Raw genomic sequence first — 17,668 nt, 5'->3', positions numbered from 1 at the left:
CTAACTATTAATCCTATAATGGCCTCACCTCTCGGGGTGCCGAAGCGATTTTATATTTTTAAAAGTTAGTAGCGCTAGGCTGAGACTTAATATAAGTCATTGATTAATGACGAAATTAAGAACCCGTATTACCTGATCCGATTAGTATCGGCGTAGGGAAGAGTTGATTCAAGGTTTAACGCTACTCCGCATAAATCCCTTGTCCTATCATCTTTATTGCGCCGGTCTTAATGTTTGGAACACCAGTCTTTGGAGACCGACATGGCGAAAAATGATCCTATTGAATTAAATCAACACACGATTACTCGTGATCCTTTACCTGCATCGAAGAAAATCTATGTTGAGGGTGAGATCCACAAAGATATTCGCGTGCCTATGCGCGAAATCCAGCTGACCAACAACGAAAAAGTAACAGTCTACGATACTTCTGGGCCTTACACAGATCCAACTGCAGAAGTAAATGTGCGTAAAGGTTTAAAGCAAACTCGACGTGATTGGGTTATCGGCCGTGACGACGTAGAGGAGTATGAAGGTCGTGAGGTAAAGCCTATCGACAACGGCTATACCGACGATGAAAAAGCATTTGCTACGCACAACCCAGACTTACAACGTAAACCGCTGCGTGCAAAAGCGGGCCAAAACGTGACTCAGCTTCACTATGCTCGAAAAGGCATTATCACGCCTGAGATGGAATATATCGCCATCCGTGAAAATCAGCGTCGCCAAGAATGGTTAGAAGCAGAAACCTCAGAGGAGCGCGAAAAGCGTTTAAAAGGAAACTCGTTTGGTGCCGCCACGCCAGATCTAATTACACCAGAATTTGTGCGTGATGAAGTCGCCAAAGGACGTGCCATTATTCCAGCAAACATTAACCACACAGAATTAGAGCCGATGATTATTGGCCGTAATTTCTTAGTTAAAATTAACGCAAACATTGGCAACTCGGCGGTAACTTCGAGTATCGAAGAAGAAGTTGAGAAGCTGGTTTGGGGCATTCGTTGGGGCGGCGATACGGTGATGGATTTATCAACCGGTAAAAACATTCACGCAACCCGCGACTATATTTTACGTAACTCGCCAGTGCCAATCGGCACGGTGCCTATTTACCAAGCGCTAGAAAAAGTGAATGGCGTGGCCGAAGATTTAACCTGGGAAGTGTTCCGCGATACCTTGATCGAGCAGGCTGAGCAGGGTGTCGATTACTTTACGATTCACGCTGGTGTTTTACTTCGCTACATACCGCTTACCGCAAATCGCGTAACGGGCATCGTTTCGCGTGGTGGCTCTATCATGGCGAAATGGTGTATTGCGCATCACAAAGAAAACTTCTTATACACACACTTCGAAGAAATCTGTGAAATCATGAAAACTTACGACGTCAGCTTCTCGCTTGGGGATGGCTTGCGTCCAGGTTCATTGGCAGACGCTAACGATGAAGCGCAATTCGGTGAGCTAGAAACGCTTGGTGAGTTGACTAAGATTGCCTGGAAGCACGACGTTCAGGTTATGATCGAAGGCCCTGGGCACGTGCCGATGCACATGATTAAAGAAAACATGGATAAGCAGTTAGAAGTGTGTGACGAAGCGCCTTTCTATACCTTAGGGCCTTTGACCACCGATATTGCACCGGGCTATGACCACATTACGTCAGGCATTGGTGCGGCAATGATTGGCTGGTACGGTTGTGCTATGTTGTGCTACGTGACACCAAAAGAGCACTTAGGCTTACCAAACCGCGATGACGTAAAGACCGGTATCATTACTTATAAACTAGCAGCCCATGCGGCGGACGTGGCGAAAGGTCACCCTGGTGCGCGTTACCGTGATGATGAATTATCAAAAGCACGTTTCGAATTCCGTTGGGAAGATCAGTTTAACTTAGGTCTTGATCCTGATACGGCGCGTGAATTCCACGATGAAACGCTGCCTAAAGACTCTGCCAAAGTTGCTCACTTCTGCTCGATGTGTGGCCCTAAATTCTGCTCGATGCGAATCAGCCAAGACGTGCGTGATTATGCTGCTGAGAAAGAGAAGATTGAAAAGGGTATGCTTGAAAAGTCGGAAGAGTTTAAGAAGCAGGGCGGCGAAATTTACGTTGAGCTAACGGACTAAACCTTGATGACAGTCGCAATTGTCGGTGCGGGGATCGCTGGACGCTTATTAGCATGGCGTCTGGCGAAACTTGGTTACCGCGTCGAGTTATTCGATAAGAATAAACGCGACGATGAGTGCGCTTGTTCTTTTGCGGCGGCTGGAATTTTGTCGCCCTTAGCAGAGCTAGAAATGGCTGAGCCGGATATTTATCAATATGGCAGCCGCTCCATGAAGCTTTATCAAGAGTGGCTTCCACAATTAACTCAAGACGTTTTTTTCAAAGTGACAGGCTCGCTGGTCACTGCTCATGGCAGCGATAAAATTGAACTTGATCATTTTTATCGGCAAGTCCAACGCAAAACTCGTGAGTTAAAAATCGTTGAAGCCGAACTGAAAAGCGAAACTATTGAGAAAGTATCGGTTGAAACCATCGAACCTGAGCTGGCTCACTTAGGGCAAGGTTTATATATACCGAGCGAAGGACAAATCGATCCTATCGAACTGTTAAAAGCCTTGGCCTTTGAGATTGATAATAGCGTTAACGTTAACTGGCATAATCAGGCAGAGGTGAGCAATGTAAGCGCTCACAAACTTAAGTGTGGTAGCGAAAGTTTAACTTTTGATTGGGTGTTCGATTGTCGGGGCTTAGGCGCGAAAGGTGACTTGCCACTTCGGGCTGTTCGTGGCGAACTCTTGTGGTTAGAAAGTAAAGACGTCAATATTAAACACCTCACGCGACTGATTCATCCGCGTTATAGGATTTATGTGGTGCCAAGACCCAATGATATTTACCTAGTAGGCGCAACAGAGATCCAAAGTGAAGACTTTAGCCCAGTGTCAGTGCGCTCTAGCTTAGAGTTGCTATCAGCCGCTTATAGCGTGCACCGTGGTTTTGGTGAAGCAAGAATTGTGAAAAGTGTCGTCAACTGTCGCCCGGCACTAACTGATAACTTGCCGCTGATAGATACTACATTCGGACTCACCCGAGTAAACGGCTTATACCGTCACGGTATTTTGATGTCGCCAGCAGTGATAGAAAAAGCGATTCGTGAGTTTAAGCACATATCTAATCATGATTTAGAAAAGGTTCAACATGCAAATTGAAGTGAATAGTGAGTTTTTGGATATCGAGCAGAAAATGACGCTTGCGGAATTTCTGAAGTGGTACAAGCAAAGTGGCAATTTTGCGGTCGCTGTGAATATGGAGTTTGTGCCGCGCTCTTTGTATGCAGAAACAGTGTTGAAAGCAAACGATAAACTAGAAATTGTAGAGCCAATGCAAGGCGGATAAGGCTGTGTCTATACCTTGTAATCAAGTCAACTAAAGAGCCAACAATCACTAAAGAGACAAAGAATGCTAAAGATCGGTGGTAAAGAAATTTCAAGTCGACTATTTTTAGGTACGGCTTTATATCCGTCGCCTCAGGTGATGTTAGATTCGATTCGAGAATCGGGCGCTGAAGTGGTGACCGTGTCAGTACGACGCGAGGGGCAAGGTGGCGAGAATTTCTGGAAACAAATCAATCAACTGGATTGTCAATGGTTACCCAATACCGCAGGTTGTCATTCAGCTAAAGAGGCAGTTACCACGGCCGAAATGGCGCGTGAATTGTTTCAAACCGACTGGGTTAAGCTCGAAGTGATTGGTGATGAGTATAATTTGCAGCCGGATCCATTTCAGTTAGTTGAGGCCACCAAAGAGTTGGTGAAAAGAGGCTTTAAAGTTTTTCCTTATTGCACCGATGATTTGGTGCTATGCCAACGTCTGTTGGACGCGGGCTGCGATATTCTAATGCCTTGGGGCGCACCGATCGGTACTGGTCGTGGCTTGAGCGATCCCTATGCATTGCAAACTTTGCGCCAAAGATTACCCGATGTACCTATGGTTATTGACGCTGGGATCGGCCTGCCGTCACACGCTGCACAGGCGATGGAGATGGGCTTTGATGCGGTACTTTTAAACACGGCGGTGGCGCAAGCCGTAGATCCGGTATTAATGGCGAAAGCATTCAAGAACAGCGTCGAAGCTGGTCGCCAAGGTTTTGAAGCAGGGGCCATGCCGGTGCGTGATATCGCAAAGCCAAGCACTCCAGTTCTCGGTACGCCTTTCTGGCAGCAAGACAAAGGCGGTCATTAATGTCGAGCAAAGAGCAGACCATAGGTATAAAACCGATTGTGTGGACTGTGGCGGGATCTGACACCGCTGGGCTCGCGGGGCAAGTAGCCGATATCCGAGCCATGGAAGCTTTAAATACGCACCCTTGTATGATCACTACCGCGGTTACGGCACAAAACAATCAGAGTGTCGTTGCGCTAAACGCATTAAGTTATGAGCAAATTAATTCTCAGTTTGAAGCGCTAAAAACTCAGTTACAGCCAGAAGCCATCAAAGTGGGTCTATTACCAACGGTTGACGCCTTAAATGCCTTGTGTGAATTCTTAGAGGATTATCAGGGTTTCTTGGTGCTAGATCCTGTGTTAATGAGTTCATCAGGAAAGTTGTTGGTGGAAGAGGCGGTTGTGGAGCGTTTTCCATCGCTCTTTACCAAAACAACGTTAATTACTCCGAACATTCCAGAATTAGCGGCCTTAACAGGCATTAATGTTTGCGATGAAGCTTCTATCAAAGCTGCTGCCGACAAGCTGCTTGAGCAAGGTGTAAACGCTGTGCTGGTTAAAGGTGGTCATCAAGAAACTATAGAGTTTGATGATGTTGGCAAAGGTTTTGTGCATGATTATTTTGTGAGCCAGTCGCAATTCTTTTGGCTACACCAAGAAAAGCAATCGACTGAAAACACCCGCGGTACTGGCTGTGTATTGGCGTCGGCGATTGCCGCAGCATTAGCACAAAAGTATTCGCTCGAAGACTCGGTAGTGCTTGGTAAGATGTTGTTAAATCAGGCGCTTAGGAACGGCTACAGTTTGACCACTGAGCAGGGTTTACAAAAAGGACCATTAAAGCCCCTCGCTTGGCCTCAGGAAGCTCGGGATGTACCACTGTTAACGTCCGATATGCAGAATCCCCAGGAATATCAATTTCCTGCTTGTGATGAGGATAAGCCCTTGGGTTTATATCCAGTGGTCGATCGCGCCGAATGGCTAGAGCGATTGTTACCGCTTGGCGTAACCACCATTCAGTTACGGGTGAAGGGTTTGGAAGGCGAGGCGCTAGAGCGGGAAATCCAGCAAGCAATCGCTATCGCTGATCGCTATAACGCTCGATTGTTTATTAATGATTATTGGCAACTTGCGATTAAGTATAAAGCCTATGGCGTGCATTTAGGGCAAGAAGATTTAGAGTCGGCGAATTTGTCCGCTATAGCTAAGGCGGGGTTGCGAATAGGGCTAAGTACTCACTGCTATTATGAAGTGGCAAGAGCTCATGCCATCAAGCCGAGTTATCTCGCTTGTGGCCCGGTGTATCATACCGATAGCAAGGATATGCCATGGATACCGCATGGCATCGACAATTTAATGAAGTGGAAAAAGCTACTTCCTGACTATCCTTGGGTGGCGATTGGTGGCATTAATTTGGAGCGCTTCCCACAGGTTGTAAAGACTGGTGTCTCAGGCATTGCAATGATTTCAGCAATCACGCAAGCTGATGACCCAGAAGCGATAACTAAGACCATGTTGGAGCTATTTAAAGAATGACCACTTTTACTTTTGAAGAATCAGAGCAAGTTCAATTTATAGAGCCGGAAGACCTCAAGCGCTGGTTAGAGCAAGAGGATGCACCTTTAGTGATTAATGTCACAGGTGAAGAAACGGCGCTACAAGAACACGGTGTCGAAACGAGTCGTCAAATTTCAGTGGCAATCACAGAGTTTGCCAGCTTGGTGAATGAGCTCGATCCCGATGAGCCGGTGGTCATAGTATGTCAGTTAGGGCAAAAGAGTTTTAATGCGGCGCAACGATTGATTGAGTCGGATTATAGCTGTGTTTTTAGTTTGCATGGCGGATTAGAGGCTTGGAAACGGGAAGCAGAATAGTAAACTTTTGGTTAGATACGAAATGTAACATCTTGCCGCTGGCCTGAAGTCAATCTCTGCTTATAATAAGAATGACAATAAGGAGAAAAGAATGTCACAACAATCACTTATCGATGCAATACCTGAAGAGGCGAAGCGTCTTCATCCCGACTCAGTAAAGGCTTCAAGAATTAGTCACAGCATTGCTAGCCTAGTGCTGCTAATTGCGGGAACTGTGGTTTCCTTTATTATCAGCAGCTGGCTGGTATGGTCAATTGTCGTCGGCGCGGTATTGCTTATTTTTGTTTTGGGGTTTATTTGGGCAAAAAAGTCCTATCGCTATACATGGTATTGGCTCACCGGTGAGGGATTATATATTCAGTGCGGAGTCTTCTGGCGCCGTAAAACGCTAGTACCACGAAACCGCATTCAGCATACCGATGTTGCCCAAGGACCTTTACAGCGAAAGTTTAGTCTAGCAAAGCTCGTGGTTTACACCGCTGGAACACGCGACGCGTCGGTGCCGCTAGACGGGTTAAGCTTTGATGTAGCAAACGAACTTCGAGAGCAACTACGACAAGATGGCGACGACGATGCAGTCTAAAGACGAACGCACACTCCATAAAACATCGCCAATATTTATCCTGCTGGACAATATTAAAAAGATATTATTCCCAGTATTAATTGCTTTAATTGGCCCAGGCGGTAGTTATTGGGAATACATTGCACTGGCGGTGGCGCTAATCGTCAGCCTCGGTGCCATAGTTCAGTATAAGTTTTATCGTTATTGGTTGGAGCCCACTCAGATTCGTGTGAAGGAAGGCATTATTTTTCGCAACGAGCGTCAGGTGCCTTATAACCGTATCCAAAATATCAACCTTTCACAAAACCCGTTACACAGAATTCTGGGTGTGGTCACGGTACAACTGGAATCTGCCTCAGGCGGCAAGCCGGAGGCTGTGATCAACGTTGTGGACATGCAGGCGGTTAAAGAATTAAAAGAGTTAATCCATGGAAAGGAAGAACTTGAAAATGCGGAACCATCCAACGAAGCCACAAGCGTAGAACACGATGAGACTAAGGGCGCAACGGGTAATCCCCCCATCCTAAAGTTGTCCTTTTCAGAAATCGTTCGCTATGGAGTGATAACCAATAAAGGTTTGGTGATCTTAGCAGTGGCTTTTGGTTTTTTATCACAGCTTACAGATGGTGTAATAAAGAACTTTATTGAAGATAAACTAGTGCTAATTGCTAACTGGATAAGCACGAGTTTCGATAGTGTTGTCGGTGACTTGGGCGCTTTGAGCATTGTTGTATATGCTCTGGTGCTGTGTATTTTGGGGATTTTAGGTCTATGGATTCTATCGATAACTTTCGCTTTATTTAAACTGCACGACTTTGAGCTAGTAAAAAATCGAGGCAAATTGCAAGCAACCATGGGCTTAATGACGCGAATGCAGGCGACTATTCCAATGAGTCGAGTCCAAACGCTAACTGTACGAAACTCCTTATTCCACCGTTGGTTTAAGCGCTTAACCATGAGCGTTGAAACCGCTGGTGGTGTTAACCACGAGCAGCAGGGGCTGACCATAAAAGAGATCGCGCCTTTGTTTAAAGCAGAGCAGCGGGCTGACATTCTGCAACAAATCCAGCCGGATGTCGCATGGCAAGACATTAAATGGCAGCCGATTGAGGCAGCGGCGGTTAAGCGCATCACAAAAAAATCGGTACTTGCGAGTGTCATCGTTTCTATACCGCTGTTTTGGTTGCACTGGGCCTGGATGCCTTTAGTCGCTGTCATGTTATCGATACTAGGCTATTGGTATGCCAAGGTATACTTGAAAAATACAGCATATTGCCTCGATCATGATGTGATTGGCTTTAAAAGTGGCGTTATTTTCAAGAAAGAGACCTTTGCTAGAATTGGTAAAGTTCAGACGGTACAAGTCAAAGAAAGTCCTTTCGACAGGCGCTACGGCATGGCTAAATTAGAGGTAGATACCGCGGGTGCAACGGTCGGTGCACACCATGTGGAAATCCCCTATATCATGCTTAAAGATGCCCAAGCGATTCAATGTAGGCTAGTCGAACGCGTGAGCCATAAGCAGTTTGTTTGGTAGCGGTTCGGGTTTGGTCATAAACAAGAGCTGGCGTATCAAAGCAGTGCGGATCAATGTTAGAATAAGCGCAATTTACACTAGTTCTCATCGGCTCATAGCGAGCGCCGGAGCTTATTAATTACGATTTTTAGTAAGGGTACCCCATGAATAAAGAATTCTTAAGTCACCTTCAAGCACAAATTGAAGACGTTAAAGCCGAAGGTTTGTACAAAAAAGAGCGCGTAATCGACTCTCAACAGGCGGCCGACATCAGCGTCACTACAGGCGAGAATGTTCTTAACTTTTGTGCCAATAACTACTTAGGCTTAGCTAACCACCCTGAATTGATTAAAGCCGGTAAAGATGCTCTTGATAAACAGGGTTACGGCATGGCGTCGGTACGCTTTATTTGTGGTACTCAAGACGTACATAAAGAGCTAGAGAACCGAATTAGCGACTTCCTAGGAATGGAAGATACTATTCTTTATTCATCATGCTTTGATGCTAATACCGGCCTATTCGAAACGATTCTATCTAAAGAAGACGCCATTATTTCTGACTCATTAAACCACGCGTCAATCATTGATGGGGTGCGTTTATGTAAAGCCATGCGTTATCGTTACAACAACAACGACATGGCAGATCTTGAAGAAAAATTGAAGCAAGCCGAAGCTGATGGCGCGCGCTATAAATTAATCGTAACTGACGGTGTTTTCTCAATGGACGGCATTATCGCCGATTTGGAAAGCGTGTGTGACTTAGCGGATAAGTACAACGCATTGGTCATGGTTGATGACTCTCACGCTGTTGGTTTTATCGGTGACAAAGGCCGCGGAACTCATGAACATTGTGGTGTTATGGATCGAGTCGATATTATCACCGGTACTTTAGGTAAGGCACTAGGCGGTGCATCAGGCGGTTATACTTCGGCGCGTAAAGAAATTGTTGAGTGGTTACGCCAGCGTTCACGTCCCTATCTATTCTCGAACACCTTAGCGCCAGTAATTGCATCGACCAGCTTGCACGTTTTGGATATGCTGGAAAATGGTGATGAGTTACGTCAAAAATTAAGAACCAATAGCGAATACTTCCGTAAAAAGATGACCGCGCTTGGTTTCGAGTTAGTTCCTGGAGAACACCCGATCATCCCAGTGATGTTAGGCGATGCTTCATTAGCTAGCAATTTTGCCGACAAGATGTTGCAAGAAGGTATCTATGTCATTGGCTTCTCGTTCCCTGTGGTACCTAAAGGTCAGGCTCGTATTCGCACACAAATGTCAGCAGCACATGATATCGAGCACATCGATCGTGCCATTGCCGCTTTTGAAAAAGTGGGCAAAGAGCTAGGCGTGATAAAATAATTCGGTTGTAATAGTTAAAGTATGAATATATAAGGCGGTCAAAAGAGACTGCCTTCAAACCCTAGAGAAACTTATGAAAACATTGAGTAAAGCAAAAGCGGAGAAAGGAATCTGGATGGTCGATCATCCAAAACCTGAGCTTGGGCACAATGATGTGTTAATCAAAATCAAGAAAACCGCGATCTGTGGCACCGATATGCACATTTATCATTGGGACGAATGGGCGCAAGAGACGATTCCTGTGCCGATGACTGTTGGTCATGAGTATGTTGGTATCATTGAAGAAGTGGGGCAAGAAGTTAAAGGCTTCCAAGTCGGTGATCGCGTTTCTGGTGAAGGTCATATCACTTGTGGCTTCTGTCGTAACTGCCGCGCTGGCCGTCGTCATCTATGCCGCAACACAGAAGGCGTTGGCGTAAACCGTCCTGGCGCATTTGGCGAATACCTCGTTATCCCAGCGGAAAATGCTTACAAAATTCCTGACGATATTTCAGACGATATCGCCTCTATCTTAGATCCGTTTGGTAATGCGGCACACACAGCGCTATCTTTTGATTTAGTGGGTGAGGACGTCCTGATTACGGGGGCGGGCCCAATTGGCATGATGGCGGCGGCTATCGCTAAGCACGTTGGAGCGCGCCATGTGGTAATTACGGATATGAACGATTACCGTTTAGACTTAGCCAAGAAGATGGGCGCTACGCGCACCGTCAATGTTGCCAACGAAAAGTTGGAAGATGTTATGGAAGAGTTGGGTATGAAGGAAGGCTTTGATGTCGGCCTGGAAATGTCCGGGGCTCCGCCTGCGTTTTCTTCTATGCTTAACACCATGAATCATGGTGGCAAAATTGCCATGCTTGGTATTCCATCGAGCGATATGGCGATTGACTGGAATCAGGTGATCTTTAAAGGCTTGGTGATTAAAGGTATCTATGGCCGCGAAATGTATGAAACCTGGTATAAAATGATTGCTATGGTTCAGTCTGGTTTGGATTTATCGCCTGTGATTACTCACCGCTTTGACATCGATAAGTTTGAAGAAGGCTTTGAGACTATGGCTAGTGGTCAATCGGGCAAAGTGGTACTAAGCTGGGACTAACTGGCTTGGAAATGAGGCACATAAATGTTCAACTGAAAAACTGGGCAGAGCTTGATAAAAGCGAGCTCTACCAGTTGTTGAAGCTTCGAGCAGAGGTTTTCGTGGTTGAACAAGAGTGTGCTTATCAAGACGTCGATGGACAAGATCCCGACGCCTTACACCTTTTAGCAGCTGATGAAAAACAATCACTCATTGCTTACGCAAGACTTTACGACACTCAAATAGAAGGTAAAGACTATATCGCTATTGGGCGAGTCTGTACCGCTGAAGCGTTTCGGGGCCAAGGTATTTCAAGGCAGCTCATGGAGCAAGCGATATCCTATATTGAATCGAATCAAAAGAAGCCAATAACCGTGAGTGCGCAAGCCTATCTGGAGCAGTTCTATCAATCACTCGGTTTTGCAACGGTTTCGGAACCATATCTGGAAGATGGAATCCCACACATTAGAATGATCAAAGATGAACTAGGGGCATAACGGATGCTTGAAGACTTTATGAAACGTGCCGGCTGGATGACTAAACTTTTGGTCGGGATCAGTGTTTTGGTATCGATTATCACGCTCTCAGGCACTAGCCGAGAAATAACCAGCCTATTTACCTTTAACTGGGAACTGATCCAGCAAGGCCAGTTGCACCGCTTGGTCACGCCAATCTTTCTACACTTTATGATAGGCTCCTTGCCGATCCATTTAATCTTTAACATGATGTGGTTGTGGGACTTAGGCGGTTCAATTGAAAAGGATCGCGGTCCTTGGTATTTGCTTACTTTAGTATTAATCATTGGCATTGCATCAAACATGGCGCAGTACTTTACAGAATATTGGATGGAGGGTTATGTCAGCTCAAGGTATATCTTTGGTGGTATGTCAGGTGTGGTTTATGGCTTATTAGGCTTTATCTTTATGCGCCGTAAATTTGATCCCTTCTATAGAGTGCCATTACATCCAGGCATTATGCAGTTCATGTTGATTTGGCTGGTGCTGGGCTTTGTCTTGAACTCAACCGGCATGGTTGGTATAGCCAACGCGGCTCACTTAATTGGGTTGGTAGCGGGGGGCGCTCTTGGTGTTATCACGGCAAAAACTAAAGCTTTTTAAACTTATTATTAAACTCGACGGTATTTATGAATTTTAAAAGAATCACCATAGAAGAAGTTAATCGCTTACAAGAAAGTCAGGCGACGAATGTGATCGATATTCGCGATCCACAGGGCTTTGCCGCGGGGCACATGCCAAACGCGATCAATATTAATAATCAAAATGCGGCTGACTATATTGAAAATACCGACAAAGAAACGCCGTTAATTGTGGTTTGTTATCACGGACACAGTAGTCAGCCTGCGGCGCAATACTTTGCAGCGCAAGGCTTTAAGGACGTATACAGTATGGATGGTGGCTTTGAAGTGTGGAAGCTAAATAATCCTGTAGAGGTTTAAGCCGAGAAGCTATCCAAGTTATCGTCTGTCAGTTCTTTATTGAGGATATGTTGGGCGCGCACTAAGTTTTCTTCTTCAACCAACAAAGGCACCTCACCAATAGCCGAACCATAAGTGCTGTGAAAACCGTCATGCAAGATAGTCGCCTCGATGCCATGGGTTTCGAGTAAGCCTTTTGCAATATGAGCCTGCATATTGTCCGCATAAGTTTCTACCCTTACTAATGCCATCAAAAAACTCCCACGCTATTAGGTCCATATCTATTATTAAGTCACTCATGATGCGGATTTTCAAGTAACCAGTCGCCATAGCCGATTGAATCATGTGAAACTAGGGTTTAAGCAGTGAATCCAGTACAATATCCGCAACTACAATGATTTTGGGCTAAGGTCATGGATTTTAAGGTTTGGCATAGAGCTACAGACGAGGTTGTTCGTGAGCTTCCATACCATATCGCTGAATGGGTCGCTGAGTTTGGATCTTTGACTCAGAAGCTAGGGCATTACGTAGAAAATGTCAGACTCGACTTGTTGAAAGAAGACAAAGTGCTTGCTAGCCCAAGTGAAAATCACATACTGAAAATTCAGCCCGAAGAGCAAGCACAGCTTAGAGAGGTGGTGCTTTATGGACCCGATGCACCCTGGATTTTTGCACGAACCTTGGTGCCAGTGTCAGAAGAAAAGCTGATATTAGATTTAGGCACGACTCCCTTAGGTAGTATTCTCTTTAGCTCAAAAGAGTTACGACGTGAGTCACTCGAAGTAAGGAGACTTGACTCAAACCACGCTATGTTCCAACAGGCAGAAAGCTACGGTTTAGTCCAAGACCAAAAGCAAAGCTTATGGGCTAGACGTTCCTATTGGCAAAGTGGTCAGCAGGCTAGTGACGGAAGCCAAAAAAAGTTACTATTACTAGAAGTTTTCTTGCCAGCCTCGCCACTTTATTAATAACGAACATGCAGCAACCATAAAGATCCTAATAACAAGAATTTAACGAAACCATGAAATTAATACTGAATAAAGATCATTGGCAGCACTACGCACAGTTAATGCGTTTGAATAAACCTATAGGTACCTATTTACTGTTATGGCCAACGCTCTGGGCCTTATGGATTGCAGCAGAAGGAGTGCCGAACTGGTGGATATTGGTAGTTTTTTGTTTCGGAGTGTTTTTGATGCGTTCGGCAGGCTGTGTAATAAACGATTTTGCCGATCGAGATTTTGATGCTCACGTGAAACGGACTAAGCAAAGACCCTTGGCGCAAGACAAAGTGAGTAGTAAAGAAGCGATAACGTTATTTTTAATCTTGGTGTTGATGGCTCTAGCTCTAGTGCTAACGCTTAACTGGCTAACGATTGGTCTGAGCGTCATAGCAGTATTGTTAGCTGCAATGTACCCCTTTATGAAGCGCTATACCTATTACCCGCAAGCGGTACTTGGGGCGGCATTCTCGTGGGGCATTCCAATGGCGTTTGCAGCAGTTACGGGCGAAGTGCCAAACCTTGTGTGGTTGTTATATATCTCGACTTTGCTGTGGGTGCTGGCCTATGACACACTTTATGGCATGGTCGATCGGGAAGATGATATTCGTCTGGGTTTAAAATCGACGGCGATTCTTTTTGGTGAGATGGATTTGGTGGTGATCAGTGTCATCCAGGGAATGTTTTTATTCGGAATGTTATTAGTCGGGCAACAACTGGAACTTTCGATCTATTACTATTGCGGTTGGATTGTAGCGTTAGCATTAATTAGCAGACAAATGTGGCGTTGTCGCAAACGAGAAGAAAGCGAATGCTTCAACGCCTTTTTGAATAACAATTACATCGGAATGGTCTTATTCCTCGGGCTTGTCTTCCACTACTGGTTGGGCTAATTGCTTGCTCTGCTGCAAGCTTCGAGATGCTTGCTGTAAACCCTGTTGCACAGGGACGCTTAATAGACTCATCACCGTGTTGTAGAGTAACAAACAGGCATCCGTTGGGCGCATACCAGTCCCTTCAGTGTGGCAAACCCACTCTTCGTCTTTCAGTATTTTCACCAAGTTTCTAAACAGATTTTTGTCAAAAAACTCAGGTGCGTTAATGCCGTTAAGCGCAGCAATGCGCTGTGCTAATCGCTGACTTTCTTGCTCTAATTCCGCGCGGCGTATGGTTTCGCCTTCATGCAAGCTGTGTAATAAAGTGAGGCTAATGGCGTAGCGTTGTAATGCCGGTTGTACGGCTTGTGCTAACGTCATAAGACGCGCCCAATTCGGATCCGTATCATCCGCTGCACTGAGAGTGTTATCACTTTCTTTTAATAAACCAAGGGTAACAAAGCTGTCAATAATGGTATTTACTTGAGGCCCAATTTCATCTTGTGTCCAGCGAACGTAAAGCTCTTGGTGCAAGAAAGGATAAATCAGCTGAACCAAGTCAACCACTTGCGTGCGAGTGACTTCGTGATGGCGCTGGAAAATAGCCGCGATTAAAGAAGGCAAAACGTAGACGTGGAGAATATTGTTGCTGTAATAAGTCGAAAGAACAGCTTCGTCGCCTTCAATAAAAACTACAGCTCCAGTTGGATCGGTGAACTCTTGCACTACACCCAGTTTAAGCGCCGTTTCGATTAGTTCTAGGCCACTGTTTTCCGGCAAATTAATATGCTCGCTATAAGGAGCTGACTTAGCCAGCGTCACTAACATATCGAGATGTGAAATCAATTCGCGCTTGTCCATCGCTTGGCGCGGTGTGGCTAATAACGTCAGGCTAACCAAACAAATGCTGTTGATACTGGCCGCTGCGTTAATGCGACGGTTAATTTCATCGCCCAAGGCAGTTACTGTGTTGGATAGCCAGTCTGGACGTTCGTCTTGATCAATCGAGGATTGGCGCCAGTCAATATTGCGTTGCTCTAGGAAGTCGTGCAACTTGAGCGGTTCGCCAAAATTTAAATAGACCTTGCCATAAAAGCGTTTTAAGGCTTTACGAACGCCTAGCAACTGACCAAAGGACTCTTTCTGTTTGGACTTGCCGCGCAGCTCACCAACATAACTTTTGCCTTCGAACATACGCTCATAACCAATATAAACTGGCACAAAAAGGATCGGCTTTTTTAGCCCGCGTAATAAACCCTGTATGGTCATGGCAAGCATGCCGGTTTTCGGCGTTAATAAGCGCCCTGTACGACTACGACCACCTTCTTGGAAGTACTCAACAGGCGTTCCTTTGTTGAACAAACGGTACAAATACTCGTTAAAAACAGCGGCGTAAAGGCGGTTGCCGCGAAAACTGCGACGCAGGAAAAAAGCTCCGCCACGGCGTAAAATAGAGCCTGCAGGCCAGAAATTTAGGTTAATGCCAGCGGCAATATGCGGAGGAGCTAAGCCTTCATGATAAAGCTGATAAGACAACAACAAATAGTCAGCATGGCTCCGATGGCAGGGTACATAAATTATCTCATGATCTTTAGCCATCTGGCGCACTTGCTTAAGATTATTGACTTCAATGCCCGCATAAATCTTGTACCAGACGCGAGTTAGAATACCGGAAAGAAAACGAATCATGCGCGGACTAAAGTTAGCGGCAATTTCTTTCACGTACTTGCCGGCTTCTTTTTTAAGCTCTTGCTCGGTACGCTTGCCCTTGGCCGCTTCGCGTTTTATCACTTGTTGCACTGGATCTGAGGCGACAATTCCGGCAATCAGCTCACGGCGGTTCTGAGTTCGTGGTCCAACAGTGGCAACCCAGGCGCGATTAAAGTGCACACGTAAAATTCGGCTGAGCTTATGAGCGTTACGCTTAGCATCAAGCTCTAAATTGAGTTCTTCAGAGGTTAGTTCTATTGGCTGTCCATACTGAATTAGGCACTTTCGGCCTGAGAGTAAAATGATAAGAAACTTACCGAAACGGCCAGATTCTTCGATGCTTGAAATAAAGTAGCGGAAGAAAGAGCGTTCTTTGCCAGGATTTCGCCCCCAATAGATTGAAACTGGGACTAATTTAAAAGGCGTATTGGGGTTGGCTTTTTGCGCCTCGAGCAGTTTAACGAGGCTTTCCTTGTGCAATTCATTGACCCTATTGCGACGGAAAATACTAGGGCGCTTATTAAGAAATAAGCAGCTACCTTTAGCGGGCACCGACAAGCTGTAATCATTAGCCTTGCCGAGCGGTAAATCGAGTTGCTCACCTTGACGTCGTAATAACTCTATTGAGGTCATCGACTGAGTACGCAGAACATAAATAATATGATCTTGACGGGATAAGTTAAATTCAGACGCCGGATCCGAAGGAGCGCGTTTTTCCCTGACCAATAACTTCAGCGGGAAGCGTAATATGGCTAAAGAAATGCTTTTTAGACTCGATGAAAAAGACATACGTTAAAGTAACCTATTATAGTAATAATTCTGTGGGGTGAGGGTGGCTTAAAAAATCGCGCGGGCTGGCGCTAAAACCATAAGCACCAGATTGGTATACCGCGATAATATCGCCAACTTCAGCTTTCGGTAAGTTCATATTGCTCCCCAAAATATCGAGTGGGGTGCACAAAGGGCCGACTACGTCGACCGTTTCAAACTCTGTGGCGTCCATTTTAGTGGCGACCGCCAGCGGATAGTTTTTACGAATGACTTGCCCAAAATTACCAGAAGCAGCTAGATGATGATGTAGACCACCATTAGTAATTAAGAATCGTTTGCCACGAGAAATTTTTATGTCAGTGACTTCACATAAGTAAACACCGGCACTACCGACCAAGTAGCGACCAAGCTCTAGAATGATTTCACAGCCTTTTAAGTTATCGCTGTATTCTTGGCGAAGGTTTTTCAGGTTTTCGGCAATCGGTTCGAGCTCAAGTGGCGTATCGCCAGGGAAGTAAGGAATACCAAAGCCACCACCAATATTGATATGAGTCAGCTCGATGGCGTATTGCTCCATTAAACGCGCGACTAGAGCGAAAATATTGTTATGGGCGCTGATTATGGATTCGGGGCGTAGGTTTTGTGAGCCTGTGAAAATATGCAGTCCGCGAAGCTCAAGATTAGGGTGTTGTAGAAGTTCTAATAAGTCGCTGAATTGTTCAACGTCAATACCAAATTGCTGCGCGCCGCCACCCATCTTCATGCCTGACGACTTTAGCTCAAAGTCAGGATTTAAACGCAAGGCAATCGAAGCTTTGCTGTCAAGTTGTTCGCTAAGCTCTTTGATACGCTCGAGCTCAGTTTTCGACTCCACATTAATGGTGATACCGCTAGCCAGCGCCATAGTTAATTCCTTGATGGACTTTCCAGGGCCAGCAAAACTGATGTTATGCGCGTCGGTTGAGGTTGAAAGTGCTAAGCCCAGCTCCATTCCGGAGGCGACGTCTAAGCCATCAACTAAATCAGAAAGGTAGCATAGCAGTGGCGCATAAGGATTCGCCTTCATCGCGTAATGCAGGCTAATATCTGGGAAATAATGACGTAAACGTTCCACATTCGCTTTGATTACGGCCTTATCATAGACGTAGCATGGCGTTTGACCGGTGATTTGCACCACTTGGCTCACTGTCTTGCCTGCGATCATTAGCTCGCCTTTGTCGCTGGAAAACTGATCCATCGGTGCGTGTGTTTTAGTTGTCATAAATTACCTTTG

The 17,668-nt window shown here is 45.5% G+C and carries 18 protein-coding genes and 1 riboswitch; of the genes, 15 read left to right on the top strand and 3 right to left on the bottom strand.

What is annotated here, in order from left to right:
* Positions 1-22: 22 nt before the first annotated feature.
* Positions 23-176: riboswitch (TPP riboswitch) on the top strand.
* A gap of 85 nt (positions 177-261) precedes the next feature.
* The 13 genes from thiC (at position 262) to glpE (ending at position 12,059) form a co-directional block, all read left to right on the top strand.
* A complete protein-coding gene (thiC, locus tag ABD128_RS07105) occupies positions 262-2,112 on the top strand; it encodes a phosphomethylpyrimidine synthase ThiC (RefSeq protein ID WP_343988587.1) in 1,851 nt (616 codons plus the stop codon).
* Positions 2,113-2,118: 6 nt separating this feature from the next.
* The gene (locus ABD128_RS07100) at positions 2,119-3,198 is read left to right on the top strand and encodes an FAD-dependent oxidoreductase (protein WP_343988584.1); all 1,080 of its coding nucleotides are present in this window, start codon (positions 2,119-2,121) and stop codon (positions 3,196-3,198) included.
* Complete coding sequence (gene thiS, locus ABD128_RS07095) at positions 3,188-3,385, top strand: sulfur carrier protein ThiS (protein WP_343988579.1); 198 nt, start codon at positions 3,188-3,190, stop codon at positions 3,383-3,385. Before ABD128_RS07100 ends, thiS begins: the two co-directional genes overlap by 11 nt.
* 63 nt (positions 3,386-3,448) lie before the next feature.
* Positions 3,449-4,231, top strand: coding sequence for a thiazole synthase (locus tag ABD128_RS07090; protein ID WP_343988576.1), 783 nt, complete (start codon positions 3,449-3,451; stop codon positions 4,229-4,231).
* The gene (gene thiE / locus ABD128_RS07085) at positions 4,231-5,748 is read left to right on the top strand and encodes a thiamine phosphate synthase (RefSeq protein WP_343988573.1); all 1,518 of its coding nucleotides are present in this window, start codon (positions 4,231-4,233) and stop codon (positions 5,746-5,748) included. Before ABD128_RS07090 ends, thiE begins: the two co-directional genes overlap by 1 nt.
* A complete protein-coding gene (locus ABD128_RS07080) occupies positions 5,745-6,086 on the top strand; it encodes a rhodanese-like domain-containing protein (protein ID WP_343988570.1) in 342 nt (113 codons plus the stop codon). The genes thiE and ABD128_RS07080 overlap by 4 nt, the downstream gene beginning before the upstream one ends.
* A gap of 91 nt (positions 6,087-6,177) precedes the next feature.
* Complete coding sequence (locus tag ABD128_RS07075; protein WP_343988567.1) at positions 6,178-6,669, top strand: PH domain-containing protein; 492 nt, start codon at positions 6,178-6,180, stop codon at positions 6,667-6,669.
* On the top strand, positions 6,647-8,185 hold the full coding sequence (locus ABD128_RS07070; protein WP_343988564.1) for a PH domain-containing protein: 1,539 nt from the start codon (positions 6,647-6,649) through the stop codon (positions 8,183-8,185). Before ABD128_RS07075 ends, ABD128_RS07070 begins: the two co-directional genes overlap by 23 nt.
* 143 nt (positions 8,186-8,328) lie before the next feature.
* Positions 8,329-9,525 carry a glycine C-acetyltransferase gene (locus ABD128_RS07065; protein ID WP_343988561.1) on the top strand — a complete coding sequence of 399 codons (1,197 nt, stop codon included), beginning with the start codon at positions 8,329-8,331 and terminating at the stop codon, positions 9,523-9,525.
* Positions 9,526-9,598: 73 nt separating this feature from the next.
* On the top strand, positions 9,599-10,624 hold the full coding sequence (tdh, locus tag ABD128_RS07060) for an L-threonine 3-dehydrogenase (RefSeq protein ID WP_343988558.1): 1,026 nt from the start codon (positions 9,599-9,601) through the stop codon (positions 10,622-10,624).
* Between the two features lie 11 nt (positions 10,625-10,635).
* Complete coding sequence (locus ABD128_RS07055; protein WP_343988555.1) at positions 10,636-11,100, top strand: GNAT family N-acetyltransferase; 465 nt, start codon at positions 10,636-10,638, stop codon at positions 11,098-11,100.
* Between the two features lie 3 nt (positions 11,101-11,103).
* Positions 11,104-11,721, top strand: a complete 618-nt coding sequence (locus tag ABD128_RS07050; RefSeq protein WP_343988552.1) for a rhomboid family intramembrane serine protease — start codon at positions 11,104-11,106, stop codon at positions 11,719-11,721.
* 26 nt (positions 11,722-11,747) lie between these two features.
* On the top strand, positions 11,748-12,059 hold the full coding sequence (gene glpE, locus ABD128_RS07045) for a thiosulfate sulfurtransferase GlpE (RefSeq protein ID WP_343988549.1): 312 nt from the start codon (positions 11,748-11,750) through the stop codon (positions 12,057-12,059).
* Here the strand turns inward: glpE and ABD128_RS07040 are convergent.
* Positions 12,056-12,289: a putative signal transducing protein gene (locus tag ABD128_RS07040; protein WP_343988546.1), complete on the bottom strand. Its 234-nt coding sequence runs from the start codon at positions 12,287-12,289 to the stop codon at positions 12,056-12,058. The two genes, glpE and ABD128_RS07040, sit on opposite strands and share 4 nt — an antisense overlap.
* 162 nt (positions 12,290-12,451) lie before the next feature.
* On the opposite strand from ABD128_RS07040, the gene ABD128_RS07035 reads away from it, so the two are divergent.
* On the top strand, positions 12,452-13,006 hold the full coding sequence (locus ABD128_RS07035) for a chorismate--pyruvate lyase family protein (RefSeq protein ID WP_343988543.1): 555 nt from the start codon (positions 12,452-12,454) through the stop codon (positions 13,004-13,006).
* A 53-nt stretch (positions 13,007-13,059) separates the two neighbouring features.
* Positions 13,060-13,932, top strand: coding sequence for a 4-hydroxybenzoate octaprenyltransferase (gene ubiA, locus ABD128_RS07030; protein WP_343988539.1), 873 nt, complete (start codon positions 13,060-13,062; stop codon positions 13,930-13,932).
* On the opposite strand, the gene plsB is transcribed toward ubiA, so the two are convergent.
* Together plsB and ABD128_RS07020 are read right to left on the bottom strand one after the other, a co-directional pair.
* A complete protein-coding gene (gene plsB, locus ABD128_RS07025) occupies positions 13,894-16,413 on the bottom strand; it encodes a glycerol-3-phosphate 1-O-acyltransferase PlsB (RefSeq protein WP_343988536.1) in 2,520 nt (839 codons plus the stop codon). The genes ubiA and plsB overlap by 39 nt on opposite strands.
* Before the next feature lie 16 nt (positions 16,414-16,429).
* On the bottom strand, positions 16,430-17,656 hold the full coding sequence (locus tag ABD128_RS07020; RefSeq protein WP_343988533.1) for a pyridoxal-dependent decarboxylase, exosortase A system-associated: 1,227 nt from the start codon (positions 17,654-17,656) through the stop codon (positions 16,430-16,432).
* Positions 17,657-17,668: the final 12 nt, after the last annotated feature.

Source organism: Kangiella japonica, from assembly GCF_039523535.1.
GTDB classification, from domain to species: Bacteria; Pseudomonadota; Gammaproteobacteria; order Enterobacterales; family Kangiellaceae; genus Kangiella; species Kangiella japonica.
Note: the sequence above shows the minus strand (reverse complement) of the source record. Positions and strands in the feature narration are given on the sequence as shown.

Bases quoted from the DNA above. Each gene is read 5' to 3' on its own strand.
- thiC (WP_343988587.1), top strand. From the start codon at position 262: ATGGCGAAAAATGATCCTATTGAATTAAATCAACACACGATTACTCGT.
- ABD128_RS07100 (WP_343988584.1), top strand. From the start codon at position 2,119: ATGACAGTCGCAATTGTCGGTGCGGGGATCGCTGGACGCTTATTAGCA.
- thiS (WP_343988579.1), top strand. From the start codon at position 3,188: ATGCAAATTGAAGTGAATAGTGAGTTTTTGGATATCGAGCAGAAAATG.
- ABD128_RS07090 (WP_343988576.1), top strand. From the start codon at position 3,449: ATGCTAAAGATCGGTGGTAAAGAAATTTCAAGTCGACTATTTTTAGGT.
- thiE (WP_343988573.1), top strand. From the start codon at position 4,231: ATGTCGAGCAAAGAGCAGACCATAGGTATAAAACCGATTGTGTGGACT.
- ABD128_RS07080 (WP_343988570.1), top strand. From the start codon at position 5,745: ATGACCACTTTTACTTTTGAAGAATCAGAGCAAGTTCAATTTATAGAG.
- ABD128_RS07075 (WP_343988567.1), top strand. From the start codon at position 6,178: ATGTCACAACAATCACTTATCGATGCAATACCTGAAGAGGCGAAGCGT.
- ABD128_RS07070 (WP_343988564.1), top strand. From the start codon at position 6,647: ATGGCGACGACGATGCAGTCTAAAGACGAACGCACACTCCATAAAACA.
- ABD128_RS07065 (WP_343988561.1), top strand. From the start codon at position 8,329: ATGAATAAAGAATTCTTAAGTCACCTTCAAGCACAAATTGAAGACGTT.
- tdh (WP_343988558.1), top strand. From the start codon at position 9,599: ATGAAAACATTGAGTAAAGCAAAAGCGGAGAAAGGAATCTGGATGGTC.
- ABD128_RS07055 (WP_343988555.1), top strand. From the start codon at position 10,636: ATGAGGCACATAAATGTTCAACTGAAAAACTGGGCAGAGCTTGATAAA.
- ABD128_RS07050 (WP_343988552.1), top strand. From the start codon at position 11,104: ATGCTTGAAGACTTTATGAAACGTGCCGGCTGGATGACTAAACTTTTG.
- glpE (WP_343988549.1), top strand. From the start codon at position 11,748: ATGAATTTTAAAAGAATCACCATAGAAGAAGTTAATCGCTTACAAGAA.
- ABD128_RS07040 (WP_343988546.1), bottom strand. From the start codon at position 12,289: ATGGCATTAGTAAGGGTAGAAACTTATGCGGACAATATGCAGGCTCAT.
- ABD128_RS07035 (WP_343988543.1), top strand. From the start codon at position 12,452: ATGGATTTTAAGGTTTGGCATAGAGCTACAGACGAGGTTGTTCGTGAG.
- ubiA (WP_343988539.1), top strand. From the start codon at position 13,060: ATGAAATTAATACTGAATAAAGATCATTGGCAGCACTACGCACAGTTA.
- plsB (WP_343988536.1), bottom strand. From the start codon at position 16,413: ATGTCTTTTTCATCGAGTCTAAAAAGCATTTCTTTAGCCATATTACGC.
- ABD128_RS07020 (WP_343988533.1), bottom strand. From the start codon at position 17,656: ATGACAACTAAAACACACGCACCGATGGATCAGTTTTCCAGCGACAAA.